Below are 15966 nucleotides of genomic sequence, written 5' to 3'. Positions count from 1 at the left end.
TAATTTCTCAAGCCCCCTCTAGTGGAAGGGGGCAGTCCATCATTGCCGCTATGGCTCGCATTAATTCTCGCTCCGCAATGGTAATGACGCTGTCTACTTCAACACAGATAGCACAGGCAGTGAGAAACTCCTGCTTCAGCAGTGGCTTCAGGTAGTTGAGCTTCTGCAGGGCAACAGTAACTTTTTCCAGGCTGAGTTGCTCGTCACGGATAAGGTTGGCGGGCCCCAACTCAAGGTGAAATACCGCTTGGTGGAATGCCGTTTCTGCGCTGTAAAAATTCACATGTCCGCGAAGAGCGAGAAAACTCAATACCTGATAGCACTCCATATCCAGATAGCGCAGAGAGCTGAACCTGGGCTTGAACTCTCCCGGTTTTTTATAGGTAGGTTGCAGATGTGTCAGGGTGACCTGCTGCAGAGCCCACTCATACAATGAGACGTTGCCATCGGCATCGATAAAACGCTGTATCAGTTCGCGGAACTGCAGAAATTGTTTGTAGGACTGCTGTTTAAGTGCCGGTATGGCCAACTCTACCAGTGGCAATCGAGTCTCGGTGGCCAGTACTTCGGTAATTGGAATCAACTCTTTGGTTAATTCACATAGCGCCGGGTCGCGCACTTCCAGCAGGGTCAGTTGCTTTTCACGAACGCCTTTGTCGCGTTGGATTAACAGGGAGAGAACCAGCGCACGGGCCTGGTAAACATCTCTCCACACCTCCCTCAATGTATCGGGAATTGCACCTATAACCTGACGTGAATTGATCAGCTGCGGATGGCCCATTTCGCCACTGTGGTGAATCCGATCTGACAGGGATGACGCGGCGATAGCTGATGTAACAACTGCACCCACATTTCGGCGCTGCGGGGTAGTTTCGGGTTCGCCACCGGGGTCTTTTTCCGGGGCTTTGGGGGTTAAAAACTCACCATTCCAGCCGGGTTCGATACGGCGAATGCGCTCTTCCAGTGGCGGGTGAGTAGACATCGCCGAATTAGCGGCCCGCCGGAGCGCATCGCCAAAAAACAAATGGCTGTTCTCTTCCGCGCGCCGGGAATCAAGCCCGGATCCTGCATGATTGCCGCCAATGATTTTGAGCGCATCCGCTATGCCTTGCGGGTTACGTGTGTACTGTACAGCAGAGGCATCGGCAAGAAACTCGCGCTGGCGGCTGATCGCAGCCTTGATCAGGCTTCCCATCAATACGCCGATATAACCGATAACAACAAGACCCAACCCAATACTCAACTGGCCACCGTTGCTCTTTCGGCGACTATAGCGGCCGCTATTGAGTACGGCACGTCCCGCGTGGCCGATAAACACAATACCCGAAAGCACTGCAATCAAACGCAAGTTAATGCGCATATCGCCATTGAGAATATGGCTGAACTCGTGTGCGATAACGCCCTGTAATTGGTCCCTGTTCAGTTGCTCCAGTGAACCCCGGGTAATACCAATGACCGCATCACTGGGTTCATAACCGGCGGCGAAGGCATTGATGCCCTGCTCGGGCAACAGGTAAACAGGCGGTACCGGCAAACCAGCGGCGATAGCCATCTCCTCGATGACATTGAGCAGTTGGCGCTGTTTGTAATCCTGGGTGCCGGAGGGGATGGCTGTGCCACCCAATCGCTCAGCGATAACCCTGCCACCACTTCGCAACTGCATCCACTTGAAAAGCATGACCAGTCCGATGGTGCCGGCGACAAACAGGGCAATCTGCCAGAAGCGACCCCAATTGAAGGGTTGGGAGAAGTTATGTGCGGCCTGATAACTATCAGCAGCACCATTGCCAAGCAAGCCGAAAACCAGGGCGACCAGTATGTTGGTCATGACAATCAGGGCGGCAACCGCAATCACAAATAACCCGATCAACTTCCAGGTATTGCGGCGAGCCGTTTCTTGATGCTGAAAAAAATTCATCGCCAAAGATCCTTTTGGATGTTTACCCTGAGCTGAAAGTCAGGGCAAACCGATGTGTTCCTAGAATGATACTTTCGGAGCGTCCTGAATGTCCGCAGTGTCGGCAAATTCCAGCAACGAGGCATCTTTGCCGTGCCCAAAAAGGCCGGCCAGAGCAACAGGCGGGAAGCTTTGCTTGTAGGTGTTATAAGCCATAACCGAGTCATTGAAGCTTTGACGTGCAAAAGCGACACGATTTTCGGTGCTGGTCATCTCCTCACTCAACTGCTGCATGTTTTCACTGGCTTTCAGTTCGGGGTAGGCTTCTACCACTACACTCAATTTGCCCAGCGCACTGGTTAGGTGTTTTTCAGCATTGACCAATTCATCCATGGCTGCCTGGTTGCTTGGGTTCCGGGCGGCGGCGTTCAAGCCGGTCAGCGCTTCGTTACGGGCAGCAATTACTGCTTCGAGGGTTTCCCGTTCGTGGGAGAGATACCCTTTGGCGGTTTCAACCAGGTTGGGAATCAAATCGTAGCGGCGCTTCAGTTGCACCTCAATTTGTGCGAAAGCGTTTTTAAACCGATTTCGCATGGTGACCAGGCGGTTGTAGATAGATACAACATACAAAACAACAAAAACGACTACGAGCCAAAAAAATATTGAGGACCATTCCATGACCATCACCTGCAGTTAACTGTTATTGATTGTTGCCTGACCCACGAATGATGCAGTGACTGGCGCAGACATTCAATATTTACGGAACGTATATATGCCACTGGAGAGTGAAAATCGTCAGTGGCAATGGCCGCAAAACCTTAAGTGCGGAATCTTACAGGGTAGCAGGGATTTAGCTTGCTACTTTTTTCTGGTTTTTTGATTGAACCGATATTAAGTCCTATTCCCACTAATTAACTGTTACCTTCAGTAGCAATAATTCAAGCAGTGTCATCAGGCCCTAGGCTTCTTGTCGGGAATTCAACGGCAGTTCAACACTAACACAGAGTCCGCCGGATGCACGGTTTCTTGCAGAGATTTTTCCGCCATGGCGAGCAATAGCGCGTTGAGCGATTGCCAGCCCCAGACCAAAACCGCCAGTGTGTTCCCGCGCTGCGCTTAGGCGCACAAAAGGTTCAAACAAGCCGCTTAACTGATCATCGGGGACACCTGGTCCCTGATCGCAGACTTCGATTACCAGCCGAGTATCAGACTGGCTTGATGAGACCTCAACGTCTGTTCCTGGCTCCGTATAACGAACCGCATTGCGCACAATATTTTCCAGTGCCTGGTGCAGAAGCTCGGCATTGGCCATCATTTCAAGCTCGACACAGGCAGTAAGCAGAACCCGGCAGTTGCGCTGTTGCGCTTCGAAATCGGCATCTTCCACCACTGCACAGATCAGCTCATTAATATCGACGCAGTCTTCATGGGCATCGGGTAAATCGGTTTCGAGCCGCGACAGAGTCAGCACCTGTTTGACCAGCTCTTCAAGCCGAGCGACATCTTTTTCAATTCGGTCGAGTTCTTCACTTTCCAGATTGTGTTCCCGGCGCTTGCGTGCCAAACCCACAGCCATTTGCAGTCGCGCCAACGGTGAACGCAGTTCGTGTGAAACATCGCGGAGCAGTCTTTTCTGGCCATCAATCAGGCCTTGCAGCTTTTCGGCCATGTTGTCGAAGTCACCGGCAAGATCGGCGATTTCATCTTTGCGGTTACCCAACGCTGGTGAGACACGAATAGACAGTTCACCCTCGGAAAAATTGCGACTGGCAGAACTCAACTGCTTGATAGGGCGGCTCAGATAGCGGGCCAGGCCAAAGCAGATAAACAGGCAAACAACCACTGAAATACTCAAGCCCATCCACTGCATTGTGAGCCAGTGTTCCCGGCGCCTTTCATGTGCCATGCCTCGATTTTGTGGGTCAAGGGCGATCACCCAATAGGTTTTTCCTTTTGGGGTGGTGACTTTTCGGGTGGGAAATCGCAGAGAGTCACGGCGAGCCTCTTTGAGGATTCGCTCTGCTCTGGGGTGAAGTGGTAATCCCGGCAGGCTCTGCTCTTTGCTGTCCACCACTACAATAAAAAGTCGTTTTCTTGCACGGTGGATTTCGTGAATCAAGCGTACCGCCGCTTCTTCGCCTTCCTCCTCCAGCGTGCTGGCTACAGTATGAACCTCAGGCCGGGCAGATTGCTCAAACAGTTCCCATTCGAGATAGTCCCGGTACAGCTTAAAACTGATCAAAGCGCCAAAGCCGATAACGACAAAAGCCAGCCAAAAGGCAAAAAACAGTTTCCAGAACAAGCGCCCCATCAATTCGATCCTTCCTGGTTGGTGGGGCACAGTTGGTAGCCAATGCCTCGAATCGTCAGTATCTGGGGATTTTCCGGGGCACCGCTGTCGAGTTTGCGGCGCAGATGGCTGATGTGCATATCAATACTGCGATCGTAACGCTCCAGCGGTTTGCCCAGAGCCATCTCGGAGATGGTCTCTTTACTAACCACCTGGTCCGGATGCTGGATCAAAACTTCCAGAATATTAAATTCCGAGCTGGTTAGATCCAGTGCGTTGCCATTCAGGTTGGCGCGACGGGCAGAGGGTTGCAGCTCAAGCCCTGCCATCTGGTATTTGTGGTCGCTTCCAACTGCCTGGTTGACTTTAAAGCGTCGCAAAATGGCTTTCAGGCGAGCGGTGAGTTCCCTGGGGTTGAAAGGTTTGGGCAGGTAGTCGTCGGCGCCCATTTCCAGGCCAACGATTCGGTCTACTTCTTCTCCCCGGGCGGTCAACATTAACACCGGGATCTGGGTATTTGCACGAACCTGGCGCAATACATCAAAGCCGTTCAGGCCGGGTAGCATTACATCGAGAATGGCAGCGTCAAAGCCACCAGACAGTGCCTGTTCAACACCTTCGGTACCTGAGTGGACCGAGTGGGTGGCAAACCCCTCCAGAGATAGATAGTCAGACACCATTTCGCAAAGCTCTGTGTCGTCATCAATAATCAGAATTCGCTGGCTCATGGCACCTTTCCGCCGAATTACGGCCTTAGATAATGCCACACAGAATAGTGGCTCTGCTCCCATTTACAAAGATTTACACCCTATTTACACAGGCAATACCCACACTGACGAAACCGGGGCGTAGACTCAAATCGTCAATCAAATGGAGCCAATTGGAGGAACTGCCATGATGACTTTTAAAACTACAGCTATTGCGTTACTTGCAACCATCTCACTCTCAGGCATCGCTATGGCTGACCAGCATGGTAAGAAAGAGGGCGGTCGTCACCACCCTGGCATGATGCAGATGGGTGACAGGATGGCCGAAAAGCTTCAACTGACTGAACAGCAGCGCGAAGAAATGCGAGCCATTCATGAAGAGTATGGACCGCGAATGAAAGAGTTGATGCAATCCACCCGTGAAACTCGCAAAGCCCTGCATGAGGCTAAAGGCTCCGGGGCCAGTCAAAGCGATATTGATGCTCTGGCAAAAGCACAGGGCGAACATCAAGCAGAAATGATCTCCCTTCGATATGAAATCCATGAGCGCATGCAGGCTGTATTGACCGAAGAGCAACGCGCCCAGATGGAAGAAATGAAAGAAAATCGTCAGGAAAAAATGAAAGAACGTCGCGGTAAACATCATGACAGAGATCAGCCCGAAGACGAGTGATTACCGATTTTACCTACCTCTATTATCCCCGCTCTTGCGGGGATTTTTTTTAAGTAAAAATAAAGCAGATTTTTAAAGGACTATTTCTGTTTGACCAGGCTTCTTAATATCAGCGGATTCGTCGGAGCCTGTATAAACAGCGAAAAAGCCACCACGCCATAGGCGATGCATTGAACAGTCCACCAACCCTCAATGTGGGTTGGCAGGGATAGAGCGAGGGCAATGGCCACCACACCTCGCAAGCCTCCCCAGATAATAACCGGGGTGTAGGCTTTCGGAACCGGTTCGCTGCCCGGAGTGAAATTGGCCGCCAGCAGCGAGAGCCAGGTGCTGACAAAGCGAGCAGCAATCACGGCACCAATAGCGATCAACATGGCGAGCCAGCGCTCCTGGAACATGGCAATGCTGATGGTGACGCCCATCAACAAAAACACCAGATCTGTGCCCAGTTGCCCAAGCAGTCCCCAAAGTCTTTTCAGTGAGCGACGCTGTTCCTCTGTGTGCCGTCGCTGATGCTCGCTGCCCAAAACCAGGCCGGCGCAAAGAACAGACATGATCCCCGACACATGCAGCCACTGTTCGCCAATGTAAAAACTGCCATACGCTGTTAACAAAGTCAGAATGGGGGTGCTGAAGCCGTCCACCAGACAGCGCTGCAGCAAACGCGCAGCAAAGCCGCAGGTTACGCCAATGGCAATGCCGCCTCCGAACAATCGGGCAAACTCCAGCAGTGCATCCGGGATAGATATTTCTCCGGACTGGCTGCTGGCCAGGGAGATAAACAAACTGAACAGCACCACTGCCGTAGCGTCGTTAAGCAGGCTCTCACCCTCCAGCAATAACCCCAGCCTTTGCGGAGCACCGCTTGATTGAATTTGTGTTACTACGGCGACCGGATCAGTGGCTGCCAGCAGCGCGCCGCACACCAGCGCCGTAGTCCAGGGGAACCCGGTTGTGTGATTGATACCGTAATAAATGCCAATGGCAGTCAGCAGTGCCGACAGCACCATACCGCCGATGGCTAGCCATAAAATTGCCGGAAGGTTTTTTAAAAACTGGCTGGCGTGAATGTGGTAGGCCGCATCAAAAATGAGTACCGGCAGAAACACATAAAAAATCAGCGGCTGAAAGTGCATGGCGCGAACGCCGGTATCACCTCCCTGGCTTATGTGAAGTTCAGAGATCACAAAACCGGCCAACACCAGCAGGCTGGAAGTCGGCAGTCGCAGCCAGCTGGCAATGGTCGGCATTACCAGGCTGGCGACAAACAGCAGAAGTAAAAAAGCTATGAGGTCGATAATTGGCATGGCTAGACTTCCAGATTACTACTGGAAGTCTAGCTCACGGTAAAAGATGGTCAGTTGACGACTCTTTATCCGTTGACGACTCTTGTCGCTTGTCCCTTCAGGTAATTACCAATATTTTCTGCAATCTGGTGAACCGCAAACTGGCGTGCGTTACGTCCGGCCCAGGCGGTATGGGGGGTGATCAACAGATTGGGAATATCCTCGGCTAACAGTGGATTACCATTGCGCGGTGGCTCCTGACTCAGTACATCAATACCCGCACCGGCAATGGTGCCGTTGCGCAAGGCATCCGCCAGTGCCTGTTCATTGACGATGCCGCCACGCGCTACGTTAATCAGCAGTGCATGGTCAGGCATTGCTGCCAACTCTTGCTCGCCAATCAGGTCGCGGGTTTGCTCGTTCAGTGGACAGTGCAGGCTGAGTACATCCACTTGTGGCAGTAATTCCGCCAGGGGAGTGCGACCTTCCGCTTCGCGGCCGGGCAGCGACGCGATTCTGACAGTCATGCCAAATGCCTCTGCCACTTTAGCAACGGCTTGGCCAAGTTCTCCATAGCCGACAATACCCAGGGTTTTTCCGCTCAACTCGTGAATCGGATAGTCAAGAAAACTGAACAGCTCGCTATTCTGCCAGCGCCCATCCATGCAGTCGTGGTGGTAGTCCATCAGCCGAGTGCTGAGTGCCAACAACAGGGAGAATGTGTGCTGCACCACACTGGGGGTGCAGTAGGCTACACAGTTGCACACGGTGACATTGTGCTGGCGGGCAGCTTCAATATCGATATTGTTAAAACCGGTGGCAGACAGCGCAATCAATTTCAGCTCTTTGGCTTTGGCGAAGTGATCGGCACTGATCACAACCTTGTTGGTGATCACAAAATCCACATCGGCTATTCGCTCGGTAACCTGATCTTTACTGGTGTTACCGAAAAATTGCCACTCAATGGGCAGGGCCTTCAATTCGTCCAGATTGAGGTCGGTGGGGCCAATAGTGTCTAAATCGAGAATTACGCCTTTGTACATGGTCAATAAATCTATCGGTTAAAAGGTCACAGTGTAACAGGCCGTTACAAATGTTTACGCTTTGGGACTGACTAAAAAGCCCGTTGTCCGTCATAATAGCGGCCTTTGAGCTCTCGAACAGTTACAGCTTTTACGGATTTATAAGGAAAAAATTCATGGGAAAGCGGTTTTTGTCGCTTTATGAAGCAGCGATTTTGCGCCACCCGATAATTGCTTTGGTTCTGGTAATGTTGGTCGCAGTGGGTATGGCGTTTGGTATGCCCAACTTCAAACTCGATGCCTCGGCGGAATCCCTGACCCTTGAGCACGATACCGATCTGGACTATTTCCGCGAAATCAATAAACGCTATGGCAGCGGCGACTTTCTGCTGGTGACTTACACCCCGCGCGAAGGTGACCTGTTCAGCGACGAACACCTAAACACCCTAGACAAGCTGCGAGATGATCTTGCCACCCTGGATGGTGTTGATAATGTCATTTCTATTCTCGATGTGCCGCTGTTGTTCAGCCCGAAAGTGACCCTTTCCGGGTTGGGGCAGGAGCCGCGCACACTGTTAACCGAAGGTGTGGATCGAGAAGCCGCCAAACAGGAATTTCTCACCAGCCCGGTTTACCGCGACCTCGTGCTGAGCCCGGACGGCCAGACCACAGGTGTAATGGCTATTCTGGGAACAGATGACAAATACATTGAGCTGGTGCGCGCCCGCGATGCACTGCGACTGAAACGGGACACCATTGGCCTGATTCCAGCGGAAGCAGAAGAGCTGGAAAAAGTGTCGGCCGAATTCCGCGAATACCATACCCTGCGCACCCATAAAGATGCTTTACGTGTTGCCAAAGCCCGTAAGCTGATGGATCCCTACAGGGAGTATGCTGAAGTATTCCTGGGTGGCCCCAGCATGATCACTGCAGACATGATCGACTTTATTCGCAGTGACTTGAAAGTGTTTGGTATCAGCATCGTGCTGTTCATTATCCTTACCCTGGCGATTATTTTCCGTCAGTTACGCTGGGTAGTGCTGCCTCTGGTCACCTGTATTCTGTCTGTAGTGATTATGCTCGGCTATCTCAGCTGGGTGGATTGGCGACTGACCGTGATCAGCTCCAACTTTGTGTCGCTGCTGTTGATTATTACGCTCGCGCTGACGATACACCTGATCGTTCGCTATCGAGAACTGCAAGCCGAAGACCCGGACGCCGACCAGTTTGAACTGGTTCGACAGACCGTTCGTTACATGGCCAGACCCTGCCTGTACACCGTGCTGACTACCGTAGTGGCGTTTGCGTCGCTGGTGGTGAGCGACATTCGCCCGGTGATCGACTTTGGCTGGATGATGACCATTGGTATTACCGTGGCGCTGGCGCTGGCCTTTATCGTAATTCCCGCCGGTATGATTCTGTGGGGGCGCGGCGTAAACAATCAGCGCGAGGATCGCTCCGGCGCCTTTACTCTCTACTTCTCCCGCTTTGCCGAGCGCTGCCCGGCAGTGGTGTGGAGCCTGAGTCTGGTGATGGCCGGATTGAGCTTGTGGGGTGTTACCAAACTGCAGGTAGATAACCGCTTTATCGACTACTTCCGTGACTCCACCGAGATCTACCAAGGGCTTTCAGTAATTGATGCCAAGCTCGGCGGCACCACGCCGCTTGATATCATTCTGGAAATGCCGGAAGACGCCAAAGTGGATCTCGACTTTGGCAGCAACGAAGACGACCCCTTTGCTTCAGAAGGTGACGACCCGTTCGCGCAAAAGTCTGAATCAGAAGATCCCTTCGCAGAAGAAGACCCATTTGGCGAAGAAGGCGAGTCCGAAACCCAAAACAGCTACTGGTTCACCCGTGCCGGTTTGAACACCCTCGAAAAGCTGCACTACAGGCTCGAATCCATGCCGGAGATCGGCAAGGTCAGTTCATTGGTAAACGCTTTTGAAACCGCCAACGAGCTGATGGATCACCGCCTCGACGACCTTGAGCTGGCGTTTATGCGCAAGCAGCTGTCGCCGGAGATCAACAACATCATGATCGAGCCTTACCTCGACGATGAGCTCAACGAGGCGCGCATTACCCTGCGCACCAAAGAGACCGAAGGCGACCTGCGCCGCTCCGAACTGCTGGCTCATATTCAGGAAATTGCAGAGGAAGAGGTGGGCATAAAGTCCGAAGACTTCCGTATGTCCGGCCTGTTAGTGCTGTACAACAACATGCTGCAGAGCCTGTACACCTCCCAGATTGTTACCCTGGGTGCCGTGTTCCTGGGCATTATGGCCATGTTCCTGGTGCTGTTCCGCTCGGTGCGTTTCTCCATCATCGCCATACTGCCGAACCTGCTGGCTGCCAGCGTGGTATTGGGCGGTATGGGGCTGGCTGGTGTGCCGCTGGATATGATGAACATCACCATCGCCGCGATTACCGTGGGCATCGGCGTAGACCACGCCATTCACTACATCACCCGCTTTAAAGTCGAGTTCGCCCATGACCACGACTACATCGCCGCCATGCACCGCTCCCACGGCAGTATCGGACGCGCGCTGTATTACACCGCCATCACCATTATTGCCGGCTTCTCAATACTGGCGCTGTCCAACTTTATTCCGTCGGTCTACTTCGGCGTGCTCACCGCCTTCGCCATGCTTGCAGCACTGCTCGGCTCACTGACCCTGCTGCCAAGGCTGATCATCCTGATCAAACCCCTCGGCCCCAACAAGCCAGCAGAGCAATAACCCAAAGCCCGGCAATCGCCGGGCTTTTTCTTTTCGCCTCCCGTCATTCCCGCGAAGGCGCACTGCTGCCAGGGATAACCTCTCCATCGTCATGCCCGCGCAGGCGGGCATCCATCCATCAAGTAAATACCAAACCCCCAGAGCCCGTCATTGCGAGGCGCAAAGCGACGAATCAACCTCACACCCCACAAAACCACCAAATCCAGCGAACAAATCCCCCACAAACCAGTCAAAAGATTTGCTACAATCGCCAGCTCGTGGATGAAACCGTAGACCGCAGTCCAGCGATCAACGAGAAAACATACGAGTAGCGAAAGCAATCTTCAGCCCAAATTCACAAGTAAGCCGGGCGAAGATAGTTGAGTGAGATACAAGGCTTAGACCATAAGCCGGCTCAACTAAGATTGCAGACGAGAGATGTTTGCTGAATGCGCAGAGCAACGCAGCTTACGGTAAACAGATCAAATCAATAACGAGGACAATTGTTCTTAGGCAAGGCGGCCAAGGCGAGAAAAGCGGAGCGTACATTGGTACGTGAGCATTTTCGAGTCCGCCGGCCAACGCAGCATAAGGACAATAGGCCGAAGTTATGGGGGCGTTTTGGATTCGACGCCGGTAACAAAACCCAAGGTGCATGTCGTGATGGCGGCCAATCACGTTAACCCAAAGCCGTATATTAATAGTTGCCAACGACGACAACTACGCTTTAGCGGCCTAAACCCCGCTAACAGAAGCCATCGGATGCCAGTAAACGGGAAGCTTCTGTCAAATAGAACTGGACCGCAGCAAAGCATTCTCAGGGCAGCGCTGTTAAACACTAACTGAGATCGCCAACCACGTCCTGCCCATCGGGCTGTGTGAGGCTAAATAAATAGATGGAATCTAAGCATGTAGAGCCGAGGGCGGAGTGCTGACGGACGCGGGTTCAACTCCCGCCGCCTCCACCAACACAAGTCCGAAAAGCCTCGTAACATATTGAGTTGCGAGGCTTTTTTCTTTTTGGGTTCAGTGGGATGCTTGTGCAGTGATTAGTTTTGCCTTAATTCATTAGACAGAGAACAAAACGCTCTCTCAATTTGATGTTCAGCTTAATAGTAGTAAGAAAGTGACACCCCTCCCTTGTGTTTGTAAACTGGCGTAAATAACTAAAACGGATGCTTGTGAAGGAACCATGACACCAACCGATATGCTCGAAGCCGAAACCCGACTAGAGGTAGATGCCAAGCTGGAAGCAGCTGGTTGGGTGATTCAAGATAAAAAAGCCATGAATCTATACGCTGGTGAACAGGGTGTTCATGGTGTTGCCGTGCGTGAAATGGATACGGGCACCGGCCCTGCTGATTACATGCTATTCATTCAAGGCAAAGCCTGCGGCATTATCGAGGCGAAGCGCGAAGGCACCAGCTTGGGCCAAGTGGCTGAGCAATCGGCCCGTTATGCCACCTCTAATACCAAGTTCATCAAACGTTGGGCAGAAGAAGGTAAACCGCTTCCATTTTTATACGAAGCCACTAACCATGAAATCCGCTTTCGTGATGGAAGAGATCCAAACCCACGCTCACGCAAGGTCTACCACTTCTATCAACCTAAAACTTTAAAAAACTTGCTGGAAGATGGTGATAGCTTCAGAGCAAGGCTACAAAACCTGCCCGAGCTGAATACCAACGGTTTGCGAGATTGCCAAATCGATGCCATCCACGGCATTGAAAAGTCATTAAAAGAAAACAAACCCAGAACCTTATTGCAAATGGCCACCGGTGCCGGTAAAACCTTTACTGCTTGTACACAGGTTTATCGCCTGGCCAAATTCGCCAAGGTCAATCGCGTACTGTTTCTGGTAGACCGCGGCAACCTAGGCCGCCAAGCCCTTAAAGAATTTCAGCAATACACCACTCCCGATGACGGCCGTAAATTCACCGAGCTGTATAACGCTCATATATTGGGTGTAGGTGGTGTGGGTGATGAAATTAAAGTCACCATTTCCACTATCCAGCGCATGTATTCGCAACTTAGCGGTAAAGAGCTCGATGACGATGCCGAAGAAGTTTCAGGTTATGAAATGGGCAGCTCATACATAAATGGGGAAAACAGCCTGCCAAGAGAAGTGCGTTATAACCCGGCTATTCCTGTTGAAGCCTATGATGTGATCATCATCGACGAATGTCATCGCTCCATCTACAACCTGTGGCGCCAAGTGCTGGAATATTTCGATGCCTTTTTAATCGGCCTTACCGCAACGCCCACCAAAAAATCCATCGGCTTTTTTAACCAAAACCTGGTTAGCGAATACACCCACGAAGAAGCCGTGATAGACCGCGTGAACGTCGGCTACGATATCTACCGCATACGCACCAAAAAAACCGAACAGGGCGATACCATCGAAGCGGGCACCACCGTATCCATACGAGATAGGCTCACAAAACAAGAGCGTTATGAAACCCTCGATCAAGATGAAGTCTGGCTAGCCAAACAACTCGACCGCTCAGTGGTTGCCCCTAACCAGATACGCACCATCATCCAAACCTTTAAAGACAGAGTCTTTACCGACATCTTTACCGATAGAAGCGGCGAATGGCTGCCCAAAACCCTAATCTTCGCCAAAGATGATGAACACGCCGATCGCATCGTTGATACCGTGCGAGAAATCTTCGGCGAGGGCAACGAGTTCTGCAAAAAAGTTACCTACCGCGTAGGCAAAAAAACCGCTGAAGATACTATTGCCGAATTTCGCACCAGCCCACGCTTAAGAGTGGGCGTTACAGTCGATATGATCGCCACTGGCACCGACATCAAACCGCTCGAAGTGGTGATGTTTATGCGTGATGTGAAAAGCCCCGCTTACTACGAACAAATGAAGGGCAGGGGTACTCGCGTGATCGGCGATGACGAATTGAAAAAAGTAACACCTGATGCCGGCAAAAAAGTGCGCTTTGTTTTGATCGACTGCGTCGGCGTTACCGAAACCGATAAAACCGAATCCAAATCGCTAGAGGCAAAGCCTTCTGTTTCTACCGAAAAACTGATGCTGCAAATCGCCCAGGGCGATCGCCACTCCGATAGCCTGCGCTCCCTCGGTAATCGCATGTTACGGCTCGATAGCAAACTCAATGAAGCGCAACGCAAAAAAGTCGCCGAACTGGCAGGCAAACCACTGGCGCTGATCGCCGGTGAACTAATACACGCCACTAATGATGCCAAATTGGCCGAAACCGCTCAGCAGCAATTTAACACGGAACATCCTAGTGAAGAGCAAATTCAACAAGCTTTCGAGCCACAAGCTGATCAGCTTGTGATGCCATTCCATAACCCGGAGCTGCGCGACATATTAGAAGTCTTCCGTAAAGAGAATGATCAAATCATCGATGACTCCGCCGATGAGCTCATTACCGAAGGTACTGGCTACAGCACCGAGCGGGCAGAAAAGACCATCGCAAGTTGGCAACAATTTATTGCCGACCATAAAAACGAACTCGATGCCATTCAACTGGTATACAACCAACCGTGGACAGAGCGTCACTTAAGCTACGAGCAATTGAATGATTTAGTAGAAGATATCGAACAGCCGCCCTATAACATTGCCCCGCAAGAAGTGTGGCAGGCCTATGAGCTGTTAGAAAAACTCAAAGCCAAAGGCGCACCGCCCAACCAAAAGCTGCCTGCATTAATCAGCCTGATCCGTTGCTCCATCGGTGTGGCAAACGAGTTAGAACCATTCCCAGAATTGGTTAACCAACGCTTCGATACCTGGTTGGCACAACATATTTTTCACCGTCATTCCCGCGAAGGCGGGAATCCAGAAGGCGAAGCCTTCACTGCAGAGCAGTTAATCTGGCTAGAAAGAATAAAACAACAGATCGCCAATAACGCCGAATTTGAAATTGATGATTTTGATTTTATCCCCGAATGTAAACAGCAGGGCGGTTTATTAAAGGCGCAGCAATTGTTTGGTAAAGAATTGAATGTAATTATTCAAGAACTTAATGGATTCTTAATTGCATGAGTGAAGTAGCAGTAAAGGAATTGCCTAATAACTGGCAAGAAATATCTTTGGGTGATTTAATTAAACTCGAATATGGGAAATCTTTAACAGTTAAGGATCGTGTTGAGACTGGCGAAATATCTGTATTTGGCTCAAGTGGAAATGTAGGGAGACATGATCAACCCCTTGTGACTGAGCAATGTTTGATTGTTGGGCGAAAAGGAAATGTTGGCCATATTTTTATAAGTCATAAACCATGCTGGCCTATAGATACCGTTTATTATGTTATTCCCCCAAAAGGTCTAGACATCAAGTATCTATATTATCAACTAGGCCATCTGGACTTGGGCCGGCTTGATAAGTCGACTGCTATTCCTGGGTTAAACAGAAATGATGCATACAAAGTAGCGTTTAAGTTAGCCCCTCTCGACCAGCAAAAACGCATCGTCGCCAAAATCGAAGAACTCTTCTCCCATATCGACGCCGGCATCGAAGCCCTCAACAAAGCCAAACAACTGCTCAAACAATACCGCCAATCCGTCCTTAAAGCCGCCGTCACCGGCGAACTCACCAAAGAATGGCGCGAGCAGAATAAAGACAAACTAGAGCCAGCAAGCCAACTGTTAGAACGTATCCTCACCGAACGCCGCCAAAAATGGGAAGAACAACAACTCGAACAATTTAAAGCCAAAGGCAAGATGCCTAAGAATGATAAGTGGAAGGAGAAGTACAAAGAGCCTGAGCTTCCTGGAGCTGAAGATTTGCCCGAAATTCCAGAAGGTTGGGAATGGGTCAGTTTGCAACATGTATTTGATGTTATTACTGATGGAGATCACCAGGCACCTCCAAAGTCGGATTGTGGGATCCCTTTTCTAGTGATAGGTGATGTTAATCAAGGAGTTTTGACTTTTGGTAAAACTAGATTTGTACCTCAATCATATTATGACTCTTTGGCAGATATTAGAAAGCCGTTAAAAGGTGATTTGTTATATACAGTTGTTGGAAGTTATGGAATACCAGTCAGGGTTGATCAGGATGTTCCTTTTTGTGTTCAAAGACATATAGCTATTTTGAAGCCTAATGAAAATATTTCGGTGGATTATTTGTATCATGTTTTATCGAGCGGTTTTGTTTTCAAACAAGCTACTGAGGTTTCTACAGGTACGGCGCAAAAAACAGTTCCGTTAGGTGGGCTTAGAGAAATCAAAATCCCTCTGCCATCAACTTTGGAACAAGCGAAAATTGCGAATGATATTTCAAGTAAAATTGATCAAATAGAGAGAGCTGATGAGAATTCATCAAAAAAAATCATGTTGGCTGGAAAAAATAAACAGTCGATCTTAGCTTCGGCATTTTCAGGGGGTTTACTTTAAA

The 15966-nt window shown here is 50.7% G+C and carries 10 protein-coding genes and 1 other RNA gene; 5 read left to right on the top strand and 6 right to left on the bottom strand.

Annotation, left to right across the window (positions count from 1 at the left end):
• Nucleotides 1–7: 7 nt before the first annotated feature.
• The 4 genes from QP938_11325 to QP938_11310 form a co-directional block, all read right to left on the bottom strand.
• The gene (locus tag QP938_11325; protein ID WIO73878.1) at nt 8–1918 is read right to left on the bottom strand and encodes a M48 family metallopeptidase; all 1911 of its coding nucleotides are present in this window, start codon (nt 1916–1918) and stop codon (nt 8–10) included.
• Nucleotides 1919–1978: 60 nt separating this feature from the next.
• Nucleotides 1979–2575 (bottom strand): LemA family protein, encoded by a 597-nt coding sequence (locus tag QP938_11320; protein WIO73877.1) that lies wholly within the window; start codon nt 2573–2575, stop codon nt 1979–1981.
• Between the two features lie 280 nt (nt 2576–2855).
• Nucleotides 2856–4208 (bottom strand): ATP-binding protein, encoded by a 1353-nt coding sequence (locus QP938_11315; GenBank protein WIO73876.1) that lies wholly within the window; start codon nt 4206–4208, stop codon nt 2856–2858.
• Entirely contained in the window at nt 4208–4915 is a 708-nt protein-coding gene (locus QP938_11310) for a response regulator transcription factor (protein ID WIO73875.1), read from the bottom strand. Before QP938_11310 ends, QP938_11315 begins: the two co-directional genes overlap by 1 nt.
• Before the next feature lie 166 nt (nt 4916–5081).
• Here QP938_11310 and QP938_11305 point away from each other — a divergent pair, with 166 nt between their 5' ends.
• Nucleotides 5082–5567 (top strand): Spy/CpxP family protein refolding chaperone, encoded by a 486-nt coding sequence (locus tag QP938_11305; protein WIO73874.1) that lies wholly within the window; start codon nt 5082–5084, stop codon nt 5565–5567.
• Between the two features lie 80 nt (nt 5568–5647).
• Here the strand turns inward: QP938_11305 and QP938_11300 are convergent, their stop codons facing one another.
• Together QP938_11300 and QP938_11295 are read right to left on the bottom strand one after the other, a co-directional pair.
• The gene (locus QP938_11300) at nt 5648–6874 is read right to left on the bottom strand and encodes a sodium:proton antiporter (GenBank protein ID WIO73873.1); all 1227 of its coding nucleotides are present in this window, start codon (nt 6872–6874) and stop codon (nt 5648–5650) included.
• A 65-nt stretch (nt 6875–6939) separates the two neighbouring features.
• A complete protein-coding gene (locus QP938_11295) occupies nt 6940–7896 on the bottom strand; it encodes a 2-hydroxyacid dehydrogenase (GenBank protein ID WIO73872.1) in 957 nt (318 codons plus the stop codon).
• Nucleotides 7897–8051: 155 nt separating this feature from the next.
• On the opposite strand from QP938_11295, the gene QP938_11290 reads away from it, so the two are divergent.
• From QP938_11290 to QP938_11275, 4 genes are all read left to right on the top strand, one after another.
• On the top strand, nt 8052–10613 hold the full coding sequence (locus QP938_11290) for an MMPL family transporter (GenBank protein WIO73871.1): 2562 nt from the start codon (nt 8052–8054) through the stop codon (nt 10611–10613).
• A gap of 591 nt (nt 10614–11204) precedes the next feature.
• Nucleotides 11205–11560, top strand: a transfer-messenger RNA (tmRNA) gene (gene ssrA, locus QP938_11285).
• 296 nt (nt 11561–11856) lie between these two features.
• Nucleotides 11857–14613: a type I restriction-modification enzyme R subunit C-terminal domain-containing protein gene (locus QP938_11280; protein ID WIO73870.1), complete on the top strand. Its 2757-nt coding sequence runs from the start codon at nt 11857–11859 to the stop codon at nt 14611–14613.
• The gene (locus QP938_11275; GenBank protein WIO73869.1) at nt 14610–15965 is read left to right on the top strand and encodes a restriction endonuclease subunit S; all 1356 of its coding nucleotides are present in this window, start codon (nt 14610–14612) and stop codon (nt 15963–15965) included. Before QP938_11280 ends, QP938_11275 begins: the two co-directional genes overlap by 4 nt.
• Nucleotide 15966 lies beyond the last annotated feature (1 nt).

It is taken from the genome of Porticoccaceae bacterium LTM1, assembly GCA_030252795.1.
GTDB lineage: Bacteria > Pseudomonadota > Gammaproteobacteria > Pseudomonadales > Porticoccaceae > SCSIO-12696.
This window is presented reverse-complemented; position numbering and strand designations above follow the sequence as displayed.